Annotated in this window: 24 protein-coding genes; 15 read left to right on the top strand and 9 right to left on the bottom strand. The window is 64.9% G+C overall.

Translation table 11 applies throughout. From position 1 onward, the window contains the following. Together MJ601_RS10785 and MJ601_RS10790 are read left to right on the top strand one after the other, a co-directional pair. Positions 1 to 376, top strand: a 376-nt coding sequence (locus MJ601_RS10785) for a hypothetical protein (protein WP_242126203.1), incomplete at its 5' end; no start/stop codon positions are given. Positions 377 to 468: 92 nt separating this feature from the next. Further along, positions 469 to 729 carry a hypothetical protein gene (locus tag MJ601_RS10790; RefSeq protein WP_242126206.1) on the top strand — a complete coding sequence of 87 codons (261 nt, stop codon included), beginning with the start codon at positions 469 to 471 and terminating at the stop codon, positions 727 to 729. A 231-nt stretch (positions 730 to 960) separates the two neighbouring features. On the opposite strand, the gene aroB is transcribed toward MJ601_RS10790, so the two are convergent. Beyond that, positions 961 to 2,091: a 3-dehydroquinate synthase gene (gene aroB / locus MJ601_RS10795; protein WP_242126208.1), complete on the bottom strand. Its 1,131-nt coding sequence runs from the start codon at positions 2,089 to 2,091 to the stop codon at positions 961 to 963. Then, on the bottom strand, positions 2,082 to 2,630 hold the full coding sequence (locus tag MJ601_RS10800; protein WP_242126479.1) for a shikimate kinase: 549 nt from the start codon (positions 2,628 to 2,630) through the stop codon (positions 2,082 to 2,084). The genes aroB and MJ601_RS10800 overlap by 10 nt, the downstream gene beginning before the upstream one ends. 81 nt (positions 2,631 to 2,711) lie before the next feature. Between MJ601_RS10800 and MJ601_RS10805 the strand changes: the two genes are divergently transcribed. The 5 genes from MJ601_RS10805 to MJ601_RS10825 all read left to right on the top strand — a co-directional run bounded on the left by MJ601_RS10805 (position 2,712) and on the right by MJ601_RS10825 (position 8,178). Beyond that, positions 2,712 to 2,903, top strand: coding sequence for a hypothetical protein (locus MJ601_RS10805; protein ID WP_242126210.1), 192 nt, complete (start codon positions 2,712 to 2,714; stop codon positions 2,901 to 2,903). 3 nt (positions 2,904 to 2,906) lie between these two features. Then, the gene (locus tag MJ601_RS10810; RefSeq protein ID WP_242126212.1) at positions 2,907 to 4,739 is read left to right on the top strand and encodes a hypothetical protein; all 1,833 of its coding nucleotides are present in this window, start codon (positions 2,907 to 2,909) and stop codon (positions 4,737 to 4,739) included. After that, a complete protein-coding gene (locus tag MJ601_RS10815) occupies positions 4,739 to 5,656 on the top strand; it encodes a tyrosine recombinase (RefSeq protein WP_242126214.1) in 918 nt (305 codons plus the stop codon). Before MJ601_RS10810 ends, MJ601_RS10815 begins: the two co-directional genes overlap by 1 nt. Positions 5,657 to 5,667: 11 nt before the next feature. Beyond that, a complete protein-coding gene (locus tag MJ601_RS10820; protein ID WP_242126216.1) occupies positions 5,668 to 6,612 on the top strand; it encodes an acetyl-CoA carboxylase carboxyltransferase subunit alpha in 945 nt (314 codons plus the stop codon). Positions 6,613 to 6,693: 81 nt separating this feature from the next. Then, positions 6,694 to 8,178 (top strand): M48 family metalloprotease, encoded by a 1,485-nt coding sequence (locus MJ601_RS10825; protein WP_242126218.1) that lies wholly within the window; start codon positions 6,694 to 6,696, stop codon positions 8,176 to 8,178. A 117-nt stretch (positions 8,179 to 8,295) separates the two neighbouring features. On the opposite strand, the gene MJ601_RS10830 is transcribed toward MJ601_RS10825, so the two are convergent. Both MJ601_RS10830 and MJ601_RS21930 read right to left on the bottom strand, forming a co-directional pair. After that, positions 8,296 to 8,457: a Flp family type IVb pilin gene (locus tag MJ601_RS10830; RefSeq protein ID WP_242126220.1), complete on the bottom strand. Its 162-nt coding sequence runs from the start codon at positions 8,455 to 8,457 to the stop codon at positions 8,296 to 8,298. A 131-nt stretch (positions 8,458 to 8,588) separates the two neighbouring features. Next, positions 8,589 to 8,786 (bottom strand): Flp family type IVb pilin, encoded by a 198-nt coding sequence (locus tag MJ601_RS21930; protein ID WP_348635573.1) that lies wholly within the window; start codon positions 8,784 to 8,786, stop codon positions 8,589 to 8,591. Positions 8,787 to 8,852: 66 nt separating this feature from the next. Here MJ601_RS21930 and MJ601_RS10840 point away from each other — a divergent pair, with 66 nt between their 5' ends. Further along, positions 8,853 to 9,260 (top strand): (deoxy)nucleoside triphosphate pyrophosphohydrolase, encoded by a 408-nt coding sequence (locus tag MJ601_RS10840; RefSeq protein WP_242126222.1) that lies wholly within the window; start codon positions 8,853 to 8,855, stop codon positions 9,258 to 9,260. Between the two features lie 48 nt (positions 9,261 to 9,308). On the opposite strand, the gene bfr is transcribed toward MJ601_RS10840, so the two are convergent. From bfr to MJ601_RS10855, 3 genes are all read right to left on the bottom strand, one after another. Further along, positions 9,309 to 9,788, bottom strand: coding sequence for a bacterioferritin (bfr, locus tag MJ601_RS10845; protein WP_242126224.1), 480 nt, complete (start codon positions 9,786 to 9,788; stop codon positions 9,309 to 9,311). A gap of 150 nt (positions 9,789 to 9,938) precedes the next feature. Beyond that, complete coding sequence (locus MJ601_RS10850) at positions 9,939 to 10,109, bottom strand: (2Fe-2S)-binding protein (RefSeq protein WP_025547882.1); 171 nt, start codon at positions 10,107 to 10,109, stop codon at positions 9,939 to 9,941. A 54-nt stretch (positions 10,110 to 10,163) separates the two neighbouring features. After that, positions 10,164 to 11,405 (bottom strand): DUF418 domain-containing protein, encoded by a 1,242-nt coding sequence (locus MJ601_RS10855; RefSeq protein WP_242126226.1) that lies wholly within the window; start codon positions 11,403 to 11,405, stop codon positions 10,164 to 10,166. A gap of 61 nt (positions 11,406 to 11,466) precedes the next feature. Between MJ601_RS10855 and MJ601_RS10860 the strand changes: the two genes are divergently transcribed. Then, positions 11,467 to 12,234, top strand: coding sequence for a methyltransferase domain-containing protein (locus MJ601_RS10860; protein ID WP_242126228.1), 768 nt, complete (start codon positions 11,467 to 11,469; stop codon positions 12,232 to 12,234). A gap of 177 nt (positions 12,235 to 12,411) precedes the next feature. Here MJ601_RS10860 and purL read toward each other — a convergent pair whose 3' ends face one another. Then, entirely contained in the window at positions 12,412 to 14,586 is a 2,175-nt protein-coding gene (gene purL / locus MJ601_RS10865; protein ID WP_242126230.1) for a phosphoribosylformylglycinamidine synthase subunit PurL, read from the bottom strand. A gap of 107 nt (positions 14,587 to 14,693) precedes the next feature. On the opposite strand from purL, the gene MJ601_RS10870 reads away from it, so the two are divergent. After that, positions 14,694 to 15,125 (top strand): DUF805 domain-containing protein, encoded by a 432-nt coding sequence (locus MJ601_RS10870; protein WP_242126232.1) that lies wholly within the window; start codon positions 14,694 to 14,696, stop codon positions 15,123 to 15,125. Between the two features lie 62 nt (positions 15,126 to 15,187). On the opposite strand, the gene MJ601_RS10875 is transcribed toward MJ601_RS10870, so the two are convergent. Next, positions 15,188 to 15,568, bottom strand: coding sequence for a hypothetical protein (locus MJ601_RS10875; protein ID WP_242126234.1), 381 nt, complete (start codon positions 15,566 to 15,568; stop codon positions 15,188 to 15,190). Between the two features lie 168 nt (positions 15,569 to 15,736). Between MJ601_RS10875 and MJ601_RS10880 the strand changes: the two genes are divergently transcribed. The 5 genes from MJ601_RS10880 (at position 15,737) to queA (ending at position 19,359) form a co-directional block, all read left to right on the top strand. After that, positions 15,737 to 15,997, top strand: coding sequence for an exodeoxyribonuclease VII small subunit (locus tag MJ601_RS10880; protein WP_242126236.1), 261 nt, complete (start codon positions 15,737 to 15,739; stop codon positions 15,995 to 15,997). Positions 15,998 to 16,002: 5 nt separating this feature from the next. Then, positions 16,003 to 16,917: a polyprenyl synthetase family protein gene (locus MJ601_RS10885; RefSeq protein ID WP_242126238.1), complete on the top strand. Its 915-nt coding sequence runs from the start codon at positions 16,003 to 16,005 to the stop codon at positions 16,915 to 16,917. 4 nt (positions 16,918 to 16,921) lie between these two features. After that, entirely contained in the window at positions 16,922 to 17,434 is a 513-nt protein-coding gene (gene coaD / locus MJ601_RS10890) for a pantetheine-phosphate adenylyltransferase (RefSeq protein ID WP_242126240.1), read from the top strand. A 95-nt stretch (positions 17,435 to 17,529) separates the two neighbouring features. Beyond that, positions 17,530 to 18,303, top strand: a complete 774-nt coding sequence (locus MJ601_RS10895; protein ID WP_242126242.1) for a peptidylprolyl isomerase — start codon at positions 17,530 to 17,532, stop codon at positions 18,301 to 18,303. 27 nt (positions 18,304 to 18,330) lie between these two features. Next, positions 18,331 to 19,359 (top strand): tRNA preQ1(34) S-adenosylmethionine ribosyltransferase-isomerase QueA, encoded by a 1,029-nt coding sequence (gene queA / locus MJ601_RS10900; protein WP_242126244.1) that lies wholly within the window; start codon positions 18,331 to 18,333, stop codon positions 19,357 to 19,359. Positions 19,360 to 19,371: the final 12 nt, after the last annotated feature.

A 19,371-nucleotide genomic window follows, 5' to 3' on the forward strand; every position in this document is an offset into this window, starting at 1 on the left:
AAACCCACCCTTACTGTACGTTGTCGATTACCTGGCCCTCGATAACGTCCTTGCTGGTTCTGGTAAGGCGGCAATGACCGGCATGGATAGATGCACCATCACTGCTCGCATTCAATTTGGTTTCGGCATCTCGGTATTCGCTAACGGTGATGCTGCACTTTTCGGTGATCTCTTCGTCAATGGTCGGATTTTTCAAGCACGCGCTGAGGATGAGCGTGAAGCTAAGAATGAGCATCGCTGGATTTTTCATTGTACAAGAATGCAATGCAGGGACGAGCCATACAACGTCCGGTTTCGTTTCGCGATTCCCGGAAGCCGCAAGTCTGCAACCCCACCCTTGGCAGGCATCAGGCAGGCGAAAAGTCCACTGCTGTAAGCCGCCTAGCCACAGACGACCAATGGCAGTCATTTAACTCATCATTCAGGTGCCTCAGCTACGGACGTTCTTAGCAATGCAGCGAGGGGCGTATGTTAAGAATTGTTGTTGCAATCATCAGCATCTTGCTCGCAGTGCCAATCACTTTTATTGCAGCATTTGCAGCGCAGGGCAACGATCAAGGTTTCGAACACAATATCGCGCTAATCGTCCAAATTGAGGGAGCTTCGTTAATAGCAACTTCCGCTGCTCTTATTTTTCTGCCGAAAATTCAATGGCTACATTTTGCCATTATGGCAATCATGGTGCTGTCGATCGTTGCCATATTGATGTATTATCGTCTTACCGGATGATGAATGAGGTTTCGCTGTTGCATGGCAGACTTGCACCCAAAGGCGCAATTAGCGGTCGGCCTCGAATCCACCCATCCCTGTCATCCCCACGAAGGCGGGAGGCACAGTTCGGCGCGGCCAATCTATTCGTTGCCGTTACCCCAGGCGCGGCGCTGGGGAGATGGATCCCCGCCTTCGCGGAGATGACGAGGGGCTGACGTCCGTCTTCCCCACCTCAAGCCAGCCGCGGTTTCAGCTTGTCCGGGCCGCCGCCCGGTCCTCGTCCAGGAACGCGGCGACATCGTCGAGCAGGACATCCTTCGACAGGAAGGTCCGCCCGATTCCCCGCGCCAGCAGGAAGGGCAGGGTGCCCGCCGCCATCTTCTTGTCGTGGAGCATGCGCGCGACCAGGGCGGCGCCGTCCGCCTTCACATGGGCGCTGGCAAGATCGTAGGGCAGGCCCACGGCCTTGAGGTGCGCGGTCACGCGTTCGGCGTCTTCGGGGGAACACAGCCCCAGCCGGGCCGAATAGCGGAAGGCCAGCGCCATGCCCGCCGCCACGCCCTCGCCATGGAGCAAAATGTCGGAAAAGCCGGTATCGGCCTCCAGCGCATGGCCGAAAGTATGGCCCAGGTTGAGCAATGCGCGGCGGCCAGAGGTTTCGCGCTCGTCCTCGCCCACGATCTTCGCCTTGGCGGCTACGCTGCGTTCGATCGCATATTCGCGTGCCTGCGCGTCGCCCGCGAGCAGGCGATGCCCCTCCGCCTCGCACCAGGCGAAGAAATCGGGATCGTCGATCAGGCCATATTTGACGACCTCGGCATAGCCCGCCCGCGTTTCCCGCACCGGCAGCGTGTCCAGCGTCGAGGGGTCGATCAGGACCAGCGCGGGCTGGTAGAAGCTGCCGATCAGATTCTTGCCTGCCCTGGCGTTGATCGCGGTCTTGCCGCCGACCGAACTGTCCACCTGCGCCAGCAGCGTGGTCGGTATCTGGATGAAATGGCAGCCGCGTTTCAGGATGGAGGCGGCAAAGCCCACCAGATCCCCGATCACCCCGCCGCCCAGCGCCACCACATGATCGCCCCGTTCGATCTCCAGCGCCAGCAGCGCGTCGAGCAACTGCTCCAGATGGCGCCAGCTCTTGGTCTGCTCGCCCGGCGGCAGGATGATCGGCTCGACCGCGATGCCGGCGCTGCGCAGGCTCGCCTCCAGCCGGGGAAGCTGCGCGCTGGCGACATGCGCGTCGGTCACGACGACCAGCCGCCGCCCGTCTGCCCTGCGGCGGGCATAGTCCGCCAGATGGTCGCCTGCCCGGTCCAGCGCGCCTTCCTCGATCAGGATATCATAGCTGCGCGCACCCAGCGCGACGCGGACTAATGCCATTGGGACAAATGCTCCATGATGCTGTCCACCGCCACATCATGCGGCGCGGCGGCGCTTTTCACATGAATGGGGCAGAGCGCGTAGACCGGATTGCGGATCGCGGCCAGTTCGGTCAGCACGGCGCGCGGGTCCTTGCCCTTCAGCAGCGGGCGCCCCTCGCGCCGCGATACTCGGTCGACCAGCGTGTCGATATCGGCGTTCAGCCAGATGGCGAGGGCATGTTCCAGGATCAGCTTGCGCGTCTCCTCCTGCATGAAGGCGCCGCCGCCGGTCGCTATCACCTTGGGCGCGCCATCCATCAGCCGGGCGATGACGCGCCGTTCGCCATCGCGGAAATAGGCCTCGCCATAGCGTTCGAACATTTCCGTGATCGTCATGCCCGCCGCCTTTTCGATCTCCTCATCGGCATCGACGAAATGCAGGCCCAGCCGCGCCGCCAGCCGCCGCCCGACGGTCGATTTGCCGACGCCCATCATCCCCACCAGGACGATGGGACCGCGCTTCACGGGCGCCTGTGCGGATTTGCTGTTTCGCTGCATGGCGAGCGGGGCTATACAACCCCGCGTCAACAAGGCAAATCGCAACTTTCCTCAGCTCTGGCCCAGCCGAAAACAGGATCCATGAAGCGCAATCGTTCCTACAGCAGTTTTGAAGGCAGCTCGCGGCGCCGTCGCGGCCTGTCCCTGCCGATCATTCCCATCGTCGCGGTCGTCCTGCTGGTCGCGATCATCGCGCTGCTCTGGTCGCGTGGCGGTGAAAAGCCGCAGAGCCATGTGGAAAAGGTCATTCCCGCCGAAAAGCTGGGCCATTAAGGCATGGCGCAGCGGCGGGTGAATGCGAAATGGGCACTGGGAACGCTCGCGCTCGCGCTGGCGCTGCCGGTGGTGGCGCAGGAAACGCCCGAATCCCTGCTGCCGCCGGGCTTTGGTGACGCGCCGCAGGCGCCCCAGCCCCGGCAGCCCGCCGGTCCCGCCCCCGGCGCCCCGGCGCCGGGCGCGCCTGCGCCCGGAACGCCGTCAGCCCCGTCGTCCACTCCATCGGTCGTGCCGCCCAGCTTCGCCGTGACCGAAGAGGCCGGGGACAATGCGGCCGAAGCGATGAGCGAGGAGGATATCGCCGCGGAGAAGGCGAAATATGACCTCCCCGAAAATGCGCACCGCTCGCTCGACCGGATCGGGCCGCTGACCCCCGAACGGCGGGGCATGGCGCCCAATGCCTTCGGTTCGCAGTCGGGCCAGTTCCTGGCGACGCTGATGAAGCAGACGCGGGCGCCGATCACCTCGCGCTGGGCGTCGATCCTGCTGCGGCGGGCGCTGCTGTCCGCGACCGATACGCCGCGCGACATCAACGGCGCGGACTGGGTGGCGGAGCGCGCCTGGCTGCTGCTGCGCATGGGCGAGGCGGACAGCGCCCGCCTGCTGGTGCAGAGCGTCGATTCGGACCAGTTCACCCCGCGCCTCTATGCCATCGCCATGCAGACCTATCTGGCGACCGCCGATCCGGCTGGCATGTGCCCGCTCTCGGCCGGGGCGCTGCGTTTCAGCAAGGAGCCCGCCTGGGAGATGACCCGGGCGATCTGTCCCGCGCTGTCGGGCGACCAGGGTTCGGCCAGCGGCGCGCTCAACCAGGCGCAGCGGCGCGGGCAGGTGCGCGGCATCGATTACAAGCTGGCGGAAAAGGTCGTCGGCACCGGATTCAACGCCCGCCGTTCGGTGAAGATCGAATGGGACGCGGTGGATGGGCTGACCGCCTGGCGCTTCGGCCTGGCGACCGCGCTCAACGTTCCCATTCCCGACGATCTTTACGGCACGGTGGGACCGCATGTCCGCGCCTGGGAAGCGCGGGCTCCGGCGCTGTCGGCCGCGCGCCGCCTGCCCGGTGCGGAAGTGGCGGCGCGGCTGGGCGTCTTCTCCAGCCAGGCGCTGGTGGGTTTCTACAGCCAGCTGGGCGCGGACGGCGACGCGCCGGACAAGGCCGCCGACCGGATCGAGGCGCTGCGCAACGCCTATGCCGGATCGAGCGCCGATGACCGGCTGCAGGCGATGCGGACCGTGTGGCAGGATGAGGCGCGGCCCGATTTCGTCGGTCTGATCGCGACGGCGCGGGCGGCGGCGGCGCTGCCCGTTTCGGACCTGCCCGCCCGCGATGCCTCCAATCTGGTCGCGGCGATGTTCACCGCGGGCTATGACCGCAGCGCGGCGCAATGGGCGCGGCTTGCCGGGCAGGTGGACGGCGACGGGGCGGGCGATCTCTGGGCCTTGCTGGCCGTCGGCGCGCCGAGTCCGGTGGTGGAGATCAGTTCGGGCCGTGTCTCTGCCTTTGCCAAGAATGCGGAAGCGCACAAGGCGCAGATGCTGATCGCGGCGCTGGCCGGGCTGTCCCGCCTCGATCCGCAGAACAGCGCTTCGCTGGCGCAGGATAACGGCTTCAGCCTGGGTACCGCCAGCCGCTGGTCGCGCGCGATCGATGCCGCGGCCGGGCGGGGCGAGAAGGCCAGCGTCGCGCTGCTGGCGGCGGTGGGCATGCAGACGGCCGACTGGAACCGGCTGCCCGCCTTCCATCTCTATCATATCGTCGCCGCCCTGCATCGCGTCGGGCTCGATCCCGAAGCGCGGATGATCGCGGCGGAGGCGATGACGCGGGTCTGATGGGCGATGATGCCGCGCTGATCGACCGCTTTCTGGAGATGATGGCGGCCGAAAGGGGGGCGTCGCGCAACACGCTGCTGGCCTATCGGACGGATCTGCAGGGCGCGGCGGAGATAGTCGGCGGCCTTTCCGGCGCGAGCAGGGACGGCCTTGCCGCGCTGGCGCCCGCCTGGGCCGAACTGGCGGCATCGTCGGTCGCGCGCAAATCCTCTGCCTTGCGGGCCTTTTACGCCTTTCTGGAGGAGGAAGGGCTGCGGCCCGACAATCCCTCGGACATCTTGCCGCGCCCGGTCACGCGCCGCCCGCTGCCCCGGATTCTTTCGACGCAGGAAGTCGATTCGCTCTTCGCCCTGATCGCAGCGAAGCTGGAGGGGGATCATCCGGCGCCGCTGGACCTGCGGCTGTCGGCGCTGATCGAGCTGCTCTACGGTTCGGGTCTGCGCGCGACCGAGCTGGTGTCGCTGCCGCGCCGGGCGCTCGCGGCGGACCAGCCGTTCCTGATCCTGAAGGGCAAGGGTGGGCGCGAGCGGCTGGTTCCCATTTCCGACCGCGCCCGTGCCGCCGTGGCGGTCTGGCTGCCGCATGTCCCGGTCGACAGCCTGTGGCTTTTCCCGTCGGGCAAGAGCCATGTCAGCCGGATTCGGCTCTATCAGATGGTGAAGGCGCTGGCGGCGGCGGCCGGAATCGCGCCCGAACGCGTCAGTCCCCATGTGCTGCGCCATGCCTTCGCCACCCATTTGCTGGAGGGCGGCGCGGACCTGCGCGCCTTGCAGTCCATGCTGGGCCATGCGGATATCGCCACCACGCAAATCTATACCCATGTCGACAGCCGCCGGCTGGTCGAACTGGTCAACCGCCGCCATCCTCTGGCGACGATGCATCATCGGCGCGTTGACGGCGAAGCGTCAGCGCCCTAACGCCATGCGCCATGGTTAGCTTTCTGGAATTTGAAAAGCCCATCGCCGAGCTGGAAGCGCGCATCATCGAATTGCGCGCGACGGCCAATGTGGGCGATATCGACATCAGCGGCGAGATCGACAAGCTCGAGCAGCGCGCGGCGAAGATGCTGCTGGACAGCTATTCCAGGCTGTCGCCCTGGCAGAAGACGCAGGTCGCCCGCCATCCCGACCGCCCGCATTTCAAGGATTATGTCGCGGGCATGTTCGACAATTTCATGCCGCTGGCCGGGGATCGCGCCTTTGCCGACGATCAGGCGATCATCGGGGGCTTCGCGACGCTGGGCGACCGGCGCATCATGGTGATCGGCCATGAAAAGGGCGACGATACGGCCAGCCGCGTGCGGCATAATTTCGGCATGGCCAAGCCGGAGGGTTATCGCAAGGCGATCCGCCTGATGCAGCTCGCCGACCGGTTCGGCCTGCCGGTGGTCACGCTGGTGGACACGTCGGGCGCTTTCCCCGGCGTACAGGCGGAAGAACGCGGGCAGGCGGAGGCGATTGCCCGTTCGACCGAACAGTGCCTGGCGCTGGGCGTGCCGATGGTGGCGGCCGTGGTGGGCGAAGGCGGATCGGGCGGGGCGGTGGCGCTGGCGGCGGCCAACCGCGTGCTGATGTTCGAACATGCGGTCTATTCGGTGATCTCGCCCGAAGGTTGCGCCTCGATTCTCTGGCGCACGGCGGACAAGGCGAGCGACGCGGCGACCGCCATGCAGGTGACGGCGCAGCATCTGAAGGCGCTGGGCGTCATCGACCGCATCGTCGCCGAACCGATCGGTGGCGCGCATCGCGAGCCGGTGCAGGCGATCGCCAATCTGGGCGTGGCCATCGGCGAGGAACTGGATGCTCTGTCGGGCATGAGTGCGCAGGATCTGCGCACGGACCGGGCCGACAAGTTCCTCGCCATCGGCGCCTGATCGCGGTCCCCTCTGTCGGCGGGAACATGTGCCTGCTATCGCTCGTTACGTCATGGTAACAGGAGAGGACAGGGAGGCGGCGTGAGGCGAGCGACATCATCGGCATTTCTGGCAAGTGCAGGATTGGGGCTGGCCGTTCTGGCGGCGGCACCTTCGGTTTCCGGCCAGCAGCGGGCGATCCGGACGGTGTCGTCGATCAGTCCGCAGGACAAGGCGGCCGGGGCCAAGCAGCATCCGCAACTGCTCAACGAATTTGGCGGGGCCTATGCCGGGCCTCAGGCCAAATATGTCGAGGGGGTGGGCCGTCGCATTGCGGTGCAGTCGGGCCTGTCCAACGCGCAGGGCGACTTTACCGTCACCCTGCTCAACTCGCCGGTGAACAACGCCTTCGCGATTCCGGGCGGCTATGTCTATGTCACGCGCCAGTTGATGGCGCTGATGAATGACGAGGCGGAACTGGCGGGCGTGCTGGGGCATGAAATCGGCCATGTCGCGGCCCGGCATGGCCAGCGGCGGCAGCAGGCGGCGCAGCGCAACGCGATTGGCGGCACGCTGCTTCAGGTGCTCACAGGGGCCGTGCTGGGCGATTCGGCCCTGGGTGGGTTGTTGCAAAGGGGCATCGGCACCGGCAGCCAGTTGCTGACACTCAAATTCTCCCGCACGCAGGAATATGAGGCCGACGATCTGGGTATCCGCTATCTGGCGTCGGGCGGCTATGATCCGCGCGCGCTGTCGACCATGCTGGCTTCGCTGGCGGCGCAGAGCAGCCTGGACGCCAGAGTGGCCGGCAGTTCGCGTTCCGTGCCGGAATGGGCCAGCACCCATCCCGATCCGGCCTCCCGCGTCGGTCGTGCCGCCCGCAACGCGGCCAGCAGCGGCTCGACCAGCACGGTGCGCAACCGGGATGCTTTCCTGAATGCGCTGGACGGTGTGTTATACGGTGACGATCCCAAGCAGGGCGTGATCGAGGGCAATCGGTTCCGCCATCCCGATCTGCGGCTGAGCTTCGTCGCGCCAACCGGCTTCGGCATGGAAAATGGCGCCGATGCGGTGACCGTGGCGGGATCGGGCGGGCAGGCGCAGTTCGGGGCCACATCCTTCAGCGGCGATCTTTCCGCCTACATCGATTCGGTGTTCTCCAAGCTGGGAGGGGGCGGCAATGTCCCGCCCGGCGAGATCAGCCGCACAACGGTCAACGGGATTCCCGCAGCATGGCGCACCATAAGGGCCAGCACCCAATCGAGCCAGGTCGACGCGACCGTGTTCGCCTATGATTTCGGTGGCGGCAAGGCCTATCATTTCCTGCTGCTGACGGCGGCGGGACAGGGGATCGGTCCCTTTTCGACCATGGTGCAGTCGGTGCAGCGCCTTTCCGCCCAGGAAGCCGCAGCGATCAAGCCGCGCCGCGTGGACGTCGTCACCGTCAAGGCGGGCGACACGGTTCAGTCGCTCGCCCGGCGAATGGCCTATCCGGACTATCAGCTCGACCGCTTCCTGACGATCAACGCGCTGACCGCCCAAAGCGTGCTTCGCCCGGGTCAGCGGGTGAAGGTCGTGATCTGGTAAGGCCGGTGGAGCCGGGCCTTGGCCCAGCTTGCCCCGCATGGGCGCGAAGGCAGACGGACAGCAAAAAGGGCGGCGGAAATGGCTTCCGTCGCCCTTTTTCTTCCAATCGGATCGAGCTTACTTCAGGTTGCCCGAAACGTTGTTGAAGGTGTTCTTCAGACCACCACCAATGCTGGTCATGGCACCGATGGCAGCAACGGCGATCAGAGCGGCGATCAGACCGTATTCGATCGCGGTCGCGCCCTTTTCGTTCTTCAGCATCTTACGGATGAACTGCATTGAATGTCTCCTTGAATGAGTTCCTACTTAATTACCCGGCCGCCCCGCTAGAATAAGGTCAGCAGAGACACCTCTAGAGGGGATCAGTTGATAAAGATTTAATGGGAGATCGGGTTGTCAGATATTGATGGTTAATGATTGCTAACTTCTGCGGCGATATTGTTTAACTGATTTACCGTCTTGATGCCGAGATTCGACACGCCTACGACCATCGCCAGGAAGATAAGCCCTAGAATGAGCCCATATTCTACTACGGTGGCGCCACGCTGACAGCGAGCCAGCGCCCTCATGCGGCAGGTTTTCATCAACGCCCGCATAGCACACCCCATTTACACCCAGCCCCGAATGGCCTTGTAAGAGAGGCAGAGTTAACAAATCTTTCCAGCCGGACCCTTATGACGACAATTTCTCCCTTGATGGTGGTGGCGGCCGCGCTGGTGGATGCGGATGGCCGTGTTCTGTTGCAGCAGCGTCCGCCCGGAAAGCCGATGGCGGACCTGTGGGAATTTCCGGGCGGGAAGGTGGAGCCGGGCGAGGCACCTGAAGCGGCGCTGATTCGCGAACTGGAGGAGGAGTTGGGAATCCGCACCCACGCAAGCTGCCTGGCGCCCGCCACCTTCGCGAGCGAGCCGCTGGGCGACCGGCACCTGCTGCTGCTGCTTTATGTCTGCCGGAAATGGCAGGGCCTGCCCGAAGCGCGGCATGCCACCGCGCTGCAATGGGTCAGGCCCGCGCAAATGTACGCGCTGGAGATGCCGCCCGCGGACTTGCCGCTGATCGGCCTGCTCGATTCGCTGATCTGAGGGAATGGCCGGGGCGGCGCGCCGGAAGGGCCGCCCCACGCCCGAGCCTTATTCTTCGGCTGCCTTGCTTTGGAGCTGGATGTAATTCTGGATTCCCATGCGGTCGATCATCTCGAACTGGGTTTCCAGCGTGTCGATATGCTCTTCCTCGCTTTCGAGGATGTGCTGGAACAGGTCGCGGCTGACGAAGTCGCGGATCGATTCGCAATAGGCGATGGCGTCCTTCAGCACCGGCAGCGCCTCATATTCCAGCTCCAGGTCGGCCTTCAATATCTCTTCCACCGTTTCGCCGATCTTCAGGCGGCCAAGCAGCTGGAAATTGGGCAGGCCGTCGAGGAAGAGAATGCGCTCCGCCAGCTTGTCGGCATGCTTCATCTCGTCGATAGATTCCTCATATTCGAACTTGGCCAGCTTCTCGACGCCCCAATGGCCCAGCATCCGGTAATGGAGGAAATATTGGTTGATCGCGGTCAGCTCATTCTTGAGGACCTCGTTCAGATATTCGATGACCTTGGCGTCGCCCTTCATGGCGCTATACTCCGGCTGAATGGGAAAGTGCCGGAATGATAGTCGTTTCTCTTCCGTTTGTTAATCCGGAAAGCCTTGGAAATCCGCCATTTTTCCCCACGCTATTGCGTCGAGTTCGCGCCTTTCGGCTGCGGCTGATTTGCAGTGGCGTCAGATGGAGGCGCGTTCCGCCGCGATGATCGTCCGGGCGAAGGGCACGCATTGCCCGCATTTCGGGCGGCGGCCCAGACGCGCATAGGCACTGCAGGGGGTGGCACAGCCTTCACGCGCGACCTCTTTCAGATCCTTTTCGCGAATGGCATTGCAGACACAGACAACCATGCAAATCTCCTGTCAGCGGAGATAGTGCAGATGATAATAGATCGCAATAGTGATTCAATCGCTGTTGCGAATCTTTTGCGTCTGGCCGTGGCTGAGGCTGCGCCAGAGCCATTCCGCCGGTCCCAGCGCGAATCGTCTTTGCCAGAGGGGCGACCAGATCAGCATCACGGCCCAGGCGGCGATCACGAACAGCGGAAGCGATTTATGCGGCACATGGCCGAACAGGCCAAGCCCCCAGCCATAGAAGATCGCGCACATGACGAGGCTGGTTCCCAGATAATTGCTGAGGGCCATCCGTCCCACCGCGGCGATTCGGGCCATGAAGGCGCTGCCGGAGAAGCGGGTGAACGGCCAGAGGATGAGAGCGGCCCAGCCCACCGCCAGCGGTATGCGGAAGGGGAATGACCAGGCCAGCACCGTGCCGAGCGTGGCAAGCGCGGCAAAGCCGCTCGCGATCACCCACCAGGCCAGGGCCGCCATCGGAATGAGGCCAATGAGGAAGCAGTGGCGGGCCGTCCGCCTATATTGGTCGCTCGGCCAGCGGCCGGTCAGAAAGCCGCCCTTCAGCATCGCCATGCCCAGCAGCATGAAGCCGAGCGTGTCGAACGTGGCGAAGGGAAGGGTGGTCGGCCATTGACCGCCGAACAAGGCGATGTGGTGGACCAGGATCGCCCCATAGCCGCCGCGATAGGTTGTGATCTCGCTGCGGACGGCGGGGTGGGCGGGACCGGAGAGCGAGGCGATGAAATCGGCGAAGCCCGCGCTGACATGGGGTGCTGCGCCGTTCCCCGCCGCATGGCCCCAGGCGCACAACATGCCGATGAACGAAGCGCAGATCAGGAAATGCAGCAGGAAAAAGAGGAACGCCCATTTGACCAGGGAGAGAGGTTCCCTCCGGATGAACAGCAGGGCGGCAAGGCCGACCAGCGCATAGATCATCAATATGTCGCCCCACCAGAGCAGCAGATAATGGGCCAGCCCGAAGATGAAGAGCCAGGCGGCGCGGATCATCTGTGTCCGGCGCCCGTCACGCCCGGCCATCTCCTCCTTGTCGATCAGCAGCAGCATCGACGCGCCGAACAGCATGGAGAAGAGCGCCCGCATCTTGCCGTCCGCGAACAGGAAGCCGACCGTCCAGAAGGCGACATCGCCCTCCGACAGCGGACCCACGGCCGCCGGGCTGAAATAGGCCTGCTCCGGCAGGGCGAAGGCCGCGATGTTCATCCAGAGGATTCCCATGACCGCGCAACCGCGCAGCACATCCATGGCGGGAATCCTGGAAGAAAAGGCGGTCATGGGTGGAACTGTCCTTGAAGAAGCTGGAAAAGCGGCTGTGGCTCTGCCAATGCGACTAGCCATGAACGGGCACCGCAAGCAACGAATAAGCGACGCTTTCGGCGCGGCGGCGGGGCATTATGACGATCATGCCGGACCGCAGCGGATCGCCGCCGCGCTGGTTGCGGATTTGGCCCAGCGGCAGAAGCCCGATGGGGTGGAGCGCGTTCTGGAGATTGGCTGCGGCACCGGCTTTCTGACGCGGGACATTCAGGCGCGCTGGCCGGGCGCGGAACTGGTGGTGACGGATCTGTCCCCCGACATGCTGGCGCGGGCGGCAAAGGGCGGGCTGGTCGCGGGCACTTTCCTCACCATGGATGGCGAGGCGCCGATCTTCGAGGGAGAATGGTTCGACCTCATCCTTTCCAGCCTGGCCTTTCAGTGGTTCGACGATCTGGAGGCGGCCATCGCCCGGCTGACGGCGTTGCTGCGGCCGGGGGGAAGCCTCATTTTCTCGACCATGGGGCAGGGGAGCTTCGCCCGTTGGCGGACGGCGCATGAGGCCTGCGCCCTGAGCGCGGGCATTCCCGCCTATCCCTCGCTCGCAACCTTGCGCGCGATGCTGGCGCGGTTCGAGGATGCCTTCGCCTTCGACGAGGATTATGCCCTCGGCTGCGGCGGCGCCAAGGGGCTGATCGCCCATCTCAAGGGCATTGGCGCGGTGGTGCCGAGCGAGGGGCGCAAGCCGCTGGCGCCCAGGGATCTGCGCCGGGTCATGGCCGCCTTCGAGGAGAATGGCGGCGATGATGTCTACCAGATTCTGTTCGGCCGCGTGACGCGGGCGGTCTGATGAGCGCTTGTCGCTGATCCGTACCTTCTTCGCGGCGCCGTGTGCGAAGGCTCGCGCGTCATGCGCGTTTTCGGCCGGGCCGAGGAGAAGAATCTTCGTCTCGCTGCCGTCCTCAAGACAACGGGATCCCGGCTCAAGACAGGGGGAGCCCGGCTCAAGGCCGGGATGACGGTGGAATTAAAGTTCAGCGTCCATCAGTGCCGGGAAGAAGCCCTCATGCGCGCCGCGCAGGTCAGTGAGCGCCACGCCGGCAACCTTGTCGCCGCCCGTGGTGCCGATCTTCACGGCGCCCGGAATTTCCACGCCCTGCGGTGCCGCGACGATGTAGCGGCCCTGATCCTCGCCAAAGGCGCTGGCGGTCGTCAGCGCGATGCCGAGGTCTGCGCCGATGCCGCCTGCGAGAGCCATTTCGGTGATCGCCACCAACAGCCCGCCGTCGGAAATATCATGCACCGCATTGACCTTGCCCTCCGCGATCAGCGCGCGGACGGCTTCAGCATTGGCGCGCTCTGCGGCAAGGTCGACCCTGGGCGGGTCGCCCGCTTCGCGCCCTGCAATTTCGCGCAGCCAGATCGACTGGCCCAGATGCGTGCCTTCCCCGCCGATCAGCCAGATCGCGTCGCCTTCCTTCTTGAAGGCGACGGTCGCCATCACGTCGATATCCTTGAGCAGGCCGATGCCGCCGATCGCCGGGGTAGGCAGGATCGCCGAGCCGCCGCCGGTCGCCTTGGACTCATTGTAGAGGCTGACATTGCCCGACACGATCGGGAAGTCGAGCGCCCGGCAGGCGTCGCCCATCCCTTCGAGGCAGCCGGTGAACTGCGCCATGATTTCCGGCCGCTGCGGATTGGCGAAGTTGAGGCAGTTGGTGACGGCGAGCGGCGTCGCGCCGACCGCCGAGATGTTGCGATAGCATTCCGCGATCGCCTGCTTGCCTCCCTCATAGGGGTCCGCATAGCAATAGCGCGGCGTGCAGTCGGTGCTGATCGCAATGCCCTTCTGCGAGCCGTGGACGCGCACGACGGCCGCGTCGCCGCCGGGACGCTGCACCGTGTCGGCGCCGACCATATGGTCATATTGCTCCCAGATCCAGCGGCGGCTGGCGATGTCGGGCGAGCCCATCAGCCTGACCAGATCCGCGCCGATGTCCGAAGCCGGAATGTCGCCCAGCGGCTGGACGCCCGACCATGCCCTATATTCGTCCTTCGGCATCGACGGACGGTCGTAGAGCGGCGCATCGTCGGCCAGCGGGGCGAGCGGAATGTCGCACACCGTCTCGCCCTTGTGGACCAGCACCATGCGGCCCGTATCGGTCACATGGCCGATCACCGCGAAGTCCAGTTCCCATTTGCGGAAAATGGCTTCGGCAAAATCTTCCTTGCCCGGCTGGAGGACCATCAGCATGCGCTCCTGGCTTTCCGACAGCATCATTTCATAGGCCGTCATGCCGGTTTCGCGCTGCGGCACCTTGTCCATGTCGAGCTGGATGCCGACGCCGCCCTTGGACGCCATTTCCACCGAGGAGGAGGTGAGGCCCGCCGCGCCCATGTCCTGGATGGCGACGATCGCGTCCGACGCCATCAGCTCCAGGCAGGCTTCGATCAGCAGCTTTTCGGTGAACGGATCGCCGACCTGCACGGTCGGGCGCTTCTCTTCCGAATCCTCGCCGAAATCGGCCGAGGCCATGGTGGCGCCATGGATGCCGTCGCGGCCGGTCTTCGAACCCACATAGACGATCGGATTGCCGACGCCGGACGCGGCCGAATAGAAGATCTTGTCGGTCTCCGCCACGCCCACGGTCATCGCATTGACCAGGATATTGCCGTCATAGGCCGGGTGGAAATTCACCTCGCCCCCCACGGTCGGCACGCCCACGCAATTGCCGTAGCCGCCAATGCCATGCACCACGCCGCTGATGAGATGCTTCATCTTGGGGTGGTCGGGACGGCCGAAGCGCAGCGCGTTCATGTTCGCCACCGGTCGCGCGCCCATGGTGAACACGTCGCGCAGGATGCCGCCCACACCCGTCGCCGCGCCCTGATAGGGTTCGATATAGGATGGGTGGTTGTGGCTCTCCATCTTGAAGATCGCGGCCTGGCCGTCGCCGATGTCGACCACGCCCGCATTCTCGCCGGGGCCGCAAATGACCTGCGGCCCTTCGGTCGGCAGTTTCTTCAGGTGGATGCGCGAGCTTTTATAGGAGCAATGCTCCGACCACATCACCGAGAAGATGCCGAGTTCGGTCAGATTCGGCTCCCGGCCGAGCGCGTGCAGGACGCGATCATATTCTTCCGGGGAAAGCCCATGTTCGGCGACGAGCTGGGGCGTGATCTGGGATGCGGTGCTGGACATGAGCGCGCCTTTAGCGGCGGCGGGCAGGATAGACAATGCCGAGGCTCACCCGCGCCATGAAAACATGATAGCTTTCGTGCGTTCACGATGGGAAAGGGGTTTTGCCCATGGACTGGATGCTGTTGCCGCTTCGCCGCTATGCCCGCTTTTACGGCCGGGCGCGGCCGAAGGAATATTGGATGTTCGTCCTGTTCCTGCTGCTTTGCTTCATCGGCATCGGCATCGTGGAAGGCGCGCTGGGCCTCGGCACGACCGAGCACTGGTTTCATCGCGGGCCGTGGTGGGCGAGCGCGGGATATGGCACGCGCGGCGGGCCGCTGACCGGCCTTTTCGCGCTGGCCGTGCTGATCCCCCATCTCGCGGTGTCGGTGCGAAGGCTGCATGATACGGATCGCAGCGGCTGGTGGCTGCTGATCGTCTTCTTCCCGATCATCGGCAGCATCGTGCTGCTGATCTTCCTGATCATGAGCGGCACGCGCGGACCGAACCGTTTTGGGCCGGACCCGGTGGAGGTGGGAGAGCCGGAGCTTCGCCGGTAAGGAAAGGGCCGGCCTCCACGAAGGAGGACCGGCCCGAATGTGCAGGAAAAATTGGAAAGCGGTCAGGCCTTGCAGGACAGCGCGCCCTTGCCCGGCAGGGTGGCGGTGATCTGCTTGCCCGAGCCTTCGACCTTGTAGCCCTCGGCTTCGAACGGCTTGCCCGCTTCGGCGGCGGTCAGCTTGGTCGGCGAACCGGTCTTCTCGGTGCGCAGCTGCACGGTCTTGCCGTCGCTCATGAAGTCGACGAACAGCAGGCTGTTGTCCTTGCAGCGATATTGACGGCTGGCCTGCACCGAAGGCGGCAGCTCGACCGGCGCGGCGTTGGCCAGCTTTTCAGCCATCGGATCGGCGGGGCCGCCGACGACTTCGGGTTCATCGCTTTTGTTGCATGCCGAGAGCAGCGAGAGCGCCGCCACGGAGATCAGGGGGAGATAATATTTCATAGCGGTCCTTCTATGTGCACTGGCTACGCCTAGCGTCAACGCAAAACTGCCATATTTCCTCCAGCCCCCTGATATGATGTCGTGACAATTTCATGACCCGGGCGCTCATTTGGAAGCTGCGGGCCATGTGGGCTTGACCGGGCGGCAAGGGGCGGCCAATGCAGGGAAATGGCCGAAGAAAGCATGATGCAGCAGGGTGAGCCGTCGCAAATGTCGTTCGAAGACGCCTTGCGGGCGCTCGAATCGATCGTGCGGCGGCTGGAAAGCGGCGATGTGCCGCTCGATGAATCCATTTCGCTTTATTCGCAGGGGGAGGAGTTGCGGAAGCGCTGCATGGAGCGGTTGCAGGCCGCGGAGGCGCGCATCGCCAAGCTCACCCTGGATGCGGGCGGCGCCGTGACGGGCGCTACGCCCTTCGGTACGGACTGAGCCGGATGGGCAAGAGCGGAGTGGCTTCCGCCGCGTCGTTGGTCGCCAACCGCGCCGCTGCCGTGGCGGTGGAGGTCGACCGGCTGTTCGACGCGCTGCTCGCCATTCCCGACGATCCGCGCAGGCGCCTGTATGAAGCGATGCGCCACGCGGCCATGGATGGCGGCAAGCGGCTGCGGCCGTTGCTGGTGCAGGCGACCAGCGAACTCTTCAACATTTCCCATGTGTCGGCGCTGCGCGTCGGTGTCGCGGTCGAGTGCATCCATGTCTATTCGCTGGTGCATGACGATCTGCCGGCGATGGACGATGACGATCTGCGCCGGGGCAAGCCCACCGTGCACAAGGCCTTTGATGAGGCAACCGCGATCCTCGCTGGCGATTGCCTGCACGACCTGGCCTTCGAGGTGCTGGCCGACGAGGAGACCCATCCCGATCCCTTCGTCCGGGTGGAACTGGTGAAGGCGCTGGCCATCGCCAGCGGCACCAACGGCATGGCGGGCGGCCAGATGATGGATCTGGAGGCGGAGGCGGCGAGCTTCGACCTGCAGACCGTCACCCGGCTGCAGCAGCTCAAGACCGGTGCGCTGATCGGTTTCTCCGTCGATGCCGCCGCGATCATGGCGCGCATCCCGGCGGACGCGCGCACAAGATTGCACGGCTATGCGCGCGACATCGGTCTTGCCTTCCAGATCGCCGACGATCTGCTGGATGTGGAAGGCGATGCGCAGGTCGCGGGCAAGGCGCTGGGCAAGGATGCGGCGGCGGGCAAGGAAACATTCGTCTCGCTGCTGGGCGTGGACCGGGCGCGGGAACAGGCCCGGCTGCTGGTCGAACAAGCAAAGGCGCATCTGCACGGTTACGGTCCGGAAGCCGACCTGCTGCGCGCCATTGCCGACTATATCGTGGAAAGGGATCGATAGGGACATGAGCAAGCAGAGGGTGGGGGTTTATCCCGGCACATTCGATCCGATCACCTTGGGTCATATGGACATCATCCGGCGCGGCGCGAAGCTGGTCGACAAGCTGGTGATCGGCGTCACGACCAATATTTCCAAGTCGCCCATGTTCTCCGACGAGGAACGGCTGGAGATGGTTCGCCGCGAATGCGCGGGGATCGACACGGAAATCGTCGTCACCGGCTTCAATTCGCTGCTGATGGACTTTGCCGAATCGCAGGGGGCCAGCGTCATCGTCCGGGGGCTGCGCGCCGTTGCCGACTTCGAATATGAATATCAGATGGCGGGCATGAACCAGCAGATCAATTGCCGGGTCGAGACGGTGTTCCTGATGGCGGACGTCTCGCTCCAGCCGATCGCCTCGCGCCTGGTCAAGGAAATCGCGCTTTATGGCGGGCCGATTCACAAATTCGTCAGCCCCGCGGTGCGCGACGAGGTGGAGGCGCGGGTGGCGAAGCTGGGCCTCAAGGGGCAGGGATAAGGTTCGACTCAGCCTTCGTTCAGTTGCCAATCGCGATGAGGACGCTATCAGAGGCAACTTCGCATCTGGCCCAGACATATAGGAAAGCTTCATTCATGCGGTTCACGTCGGCGCTCAAGACCGTGGCGATCGGTTTCGCCCTCTATGCATCGAGCGGCGCGGCTTTGGCCCAGGGCGGCGGGCGCAACGCCGAGGAAATGAAGAAGGAAGAGGCGGCCGTTCGCGCGGAGCAGACCGCCAAGCAGCTCGGCCTTGATCCGGCGAGCAAGCTGCCGCCCGCGACGGTGCCGGTCGATCCGCAGAATGTCTGGGATCTCGACCTGTCCAGCGGGGGCCGCGTGCGCATCCAGCTGCGCCCCGACATTGCCCCGCAACATGTGGAGCGGATCAAGGAACTGACGCGGCAGGGCTTCTACAACGGCCTCAAATTCCATCGCGTCATTCCCGGCTTCATGGCGCAGGGCGGCGACCCCAAGGGCGACGGGACCGGCGGTTCGACGCTGCCGGACCTGAAGGCGGAATTCAACCCGATGCCGCATCTGCGCGGCACCGTCTCCATGGCCCGCGCGCAGAGCGAGGACAGCGCCAACAGCCAGTTCTTCATCGTCTTCCTGCCGCGCATGCAGCTCGACAAGAAATATACGGTGTTCGGCCGCGTGATCGACGGCATGCAATATGTCGATGCCATCCATCAGGGCGAGCCGCCCGCGGACCCCACCATCATTCTGCAGGCGTCGATCGAAAGTGACGGCAAGCCGCCCGTGACCGCGCTGCCGACGCCGCCCGCTCCGGCGCCGTCGATCGTTCCGCCGCTGCCGGTCAAGAAGCCCGCGCCCGCGAAGAAGCCGGTCGCGCCCAGGAAGAAGTAAGCCACCCCGTTCGCGGGGGCGAAAGCCATGCGGGTAGACCTGTTCGATTTCGACCTGCCGCCAGAGAGCATCGCGCTCCGGCCCGCGTCGCCGCGCGATTCGGCCCGCCTGCTGTCCGTGTCCGGCGACAGGCCGTTCGAAGACCATATCGTACGCGACCTGCCGGGCCTGCTGCGTGCGGGCGACGTGCTGGTGTTCAACGATACCAAGGTCATCCCCGCCCAATTGGAGGGGATGCGTGGGCAGGCGAGGATCGGCGCCACGCTCCACAAGCGGCTCGGCCTGCGCCAATGGCAGGCCTTCCTGCGCAATGCCAAGCGGGTGCGCGACGGCGACCGGATCGATTTCGGCGCGGGAGTCACGGCCATTGCAGGCCCGCGCGATGAGGATGGCGGCGTCACGTTGAGCTTCGAGGGCGAGGAGCCGGTGGAACTGCTGCTGGAGCGGGCGGGGCGGATGCCGCTGCCGCCTTATATCGCCAGCAAGCGCCCCACCGACGAGCGCGACCGCAGCGATTACCAGACCATGTTCGCGCGGGAGGATGGCGCCGTCGCGGCACCTACGGCAGCGCTGCATTTCACGCCCGAACTGATGGCGGCGCTGGGGGCGGCGGGCGTGGCGACGGAAACGCTGACCCTGCATGTCGGGGCCGGGACGTTCCTGCCGGTCAAGGCGGACGATACCGACGACCACCGGATGCATGCCGAATGGGGGCGGATCGATCAGGCGACGGCGGACCGGCTGAATGCGGTGCGGCAGGCCGGAGGGCGCCTGATCGCGGTCGGCACGACCAGTCTGCGCCTGCTGGAAAGCGCGACCGGAGAGGATGGCATCATCCGTCCCTTCGCCGATGAGACGCGGATTTTCATCACGCCGGGCTATCGGTTCAGGGCGGTCGATGGGCTGATGACCAATTTCCATCTGCCCAAATCGACCTTGTTCATGCTGGTGAGCGCCCTGATGGGGCGGGAACGGATGCAGGCTGTCTATGCCCATGCGATTGCGCGGGGGTATCGCTTTTACAGCTACGGGGACAGCTCGCTCCTGATCCCATGAGCGGGATGAGGG

Source organism: Sphingobium trunci, assembly GCF_022664535.1.
GTDB lineage: Bacteria > Pseudomonadota > Alphaproteobacteria > Sphingomonadales > Sphingomonadaceae > Sphingobium.

Excerpts from the sequence above, each read along its gene's own strand:
- MJ601_RS10840 (WP_242126222.1), top strand. The coding sequence starts at position 8,853 with ATGACGACAATTTCTCCCTTGATGGTGGTGGCGGCCGCGCTGGTGGAT.
- MJ601_RS10810 (WP_242126212.1), top strand. The coding sequence starts at position 2,907 with ATGGCGCAGCGGCGGGTGAATGCGAAATGGGCACTGGGAACGCTCGCG.
- MJ601_RS10805 (WP_242126210.1), top strand. The coding sequence starts at position 2,712 with ATGAAGCGCAATCGTTCCTACAGCAGTTTTGAAGGCAGCTCGCGGCGC.
- MJ601_RS10875 (WP_242126234.1), bottom strand. The coding sequence starts at position 15,568 with ATGAAATATTATCTCCCCCTGATCTCCGTGGCGGCGCTCTCGCTGCTC.
- MJ601_RS10820 (WP_242126216.1), top strand. The coding sequence starts at position 5,668 with ATGGTTAGCTTTCTGGAATTTGAAAAGCCCATCGCCGAGCTGGAAGCG.
- MJ601_RS10790 (WP_242126206.1), top strand. The coding sequence starts at position 469 with ATGTTAAGAATTGTTGTTGCAATCATCAGCATCTTGCTCGCAGTGCCA.
- aroB (WP_242126208.1), bottom strand. The coding sequence starts at position 2,091 with ATGGCATTAGTCCGCGTCGCGCTGGGTGCGCGCAGCTATGATATCCTG.
- MJ601_RS10815 (WP_242126214.1), top strand. The coding sequence starts at position 4,739 with ATGGGCGATGATGCCGCGCTGATCGACCGCTTTCTGGAGATGATGGCG.
- MJ601_RS10895 (WP_242126242.1), top strand. The coding sequence starts at position 17,530 with ATGCGGTTCACGTCGGCGCTCAAGACCGTGGCGATCGGTTTCGCCCTC.
- MJ601_RS10850 (WP_025547882.1), bottom strand. The coding sequence starts at position 10,109 with ATGGTTGTCTGTGTCTGCAATGCCATTCGCGAAAAGGATCTGAAAGAG.
- MJ601_RS10885 (WP_242126238.1), top strand. The coding sequence starts at position 16,003 with ATGGGCAAGAGCGGAGTGGCTTCCGCCGCGTCGTTGGTCGCCAACCGC.
- MJ601_RS10830 (WP_242126220.1), bottom strand. The coding sequence starts at position 8,457 with ATGCAGTTCATCCGTAAGATGCTGAAGAACGAAAAGGGCGCGACCGCG.
- MJ601_RS10860 (WP_242126228.1), top strand. The coding sequence starts at position 11,467 with ATGAACGGGCACCGCAAGCAACGAATAAGCGACGCTTTCGGCGCGGCG.
- MJ601_RS10800 (WP_242126479.1), bottom strand. The coding sequence starts at position 2,630 with ATGCAGCGAAACAGCAAATCCGCACAGGCGCCCGTGAAGCGCGGTCCC.
- purL (WP_242126230.1), bottom strand. The coding sequence starts at position 14,586 with ATGTCCAGCACCGCATCCCAGATCACGCCCCAGCTCGTCGCCGAACAT.
- queA (WP_242126244.1), top strand. The coding sequence starts at position 18,331 with ATGCGGGTAGACCTGTTCGATTTCGACCTGCCGCCAGAGAGCATCGCG.
- MJ601_RS10855 (WP_242126226.1), bottom strand. The coding sequence starts at position 11,405 with ATGACCGCCTTTTCTTCCAGGATTCCCGCCATGGATGTGCTGCGCGGT.
- bfr (WP_242126224.1), bottom strand. The coding sequence starts at position 9,788 with ATGAAGGGCGACGCCAAGGTCATCGAATATCTGAACGAGGTCCTCAAG.
- MJ601_RS10880 (WP_242126236.1), top strand. The coding sequence starts at position 15,737 with ATGGCCGAAGAAAGCATGATGCAGCAGGGTGAGCCGTCGCAAATGTCG.
- MJ601_RS21930 (WP_348635573.1), bottom strand. The coding sequence starts at position 8,786 with ATGGGGTGTGCTATGCGGGCGTTGATGAAAACCTGCCGCATGAGGGCG.
- MJ601_RS10870 (WP_242126232.1), top strand. The coding sequence starts at position 14,694 with ATGGACTGGATGCTGTTGCCGCTTCGCCGCTATGCCCGCTTTTACGGC.
- coaD (WP_242126240.1), top strand. The coding sequence starts at position 16,922 with ATGAGCAAGCAGAGGGTGGGGGTTTATCCCGGCACATTCGATCCGATC.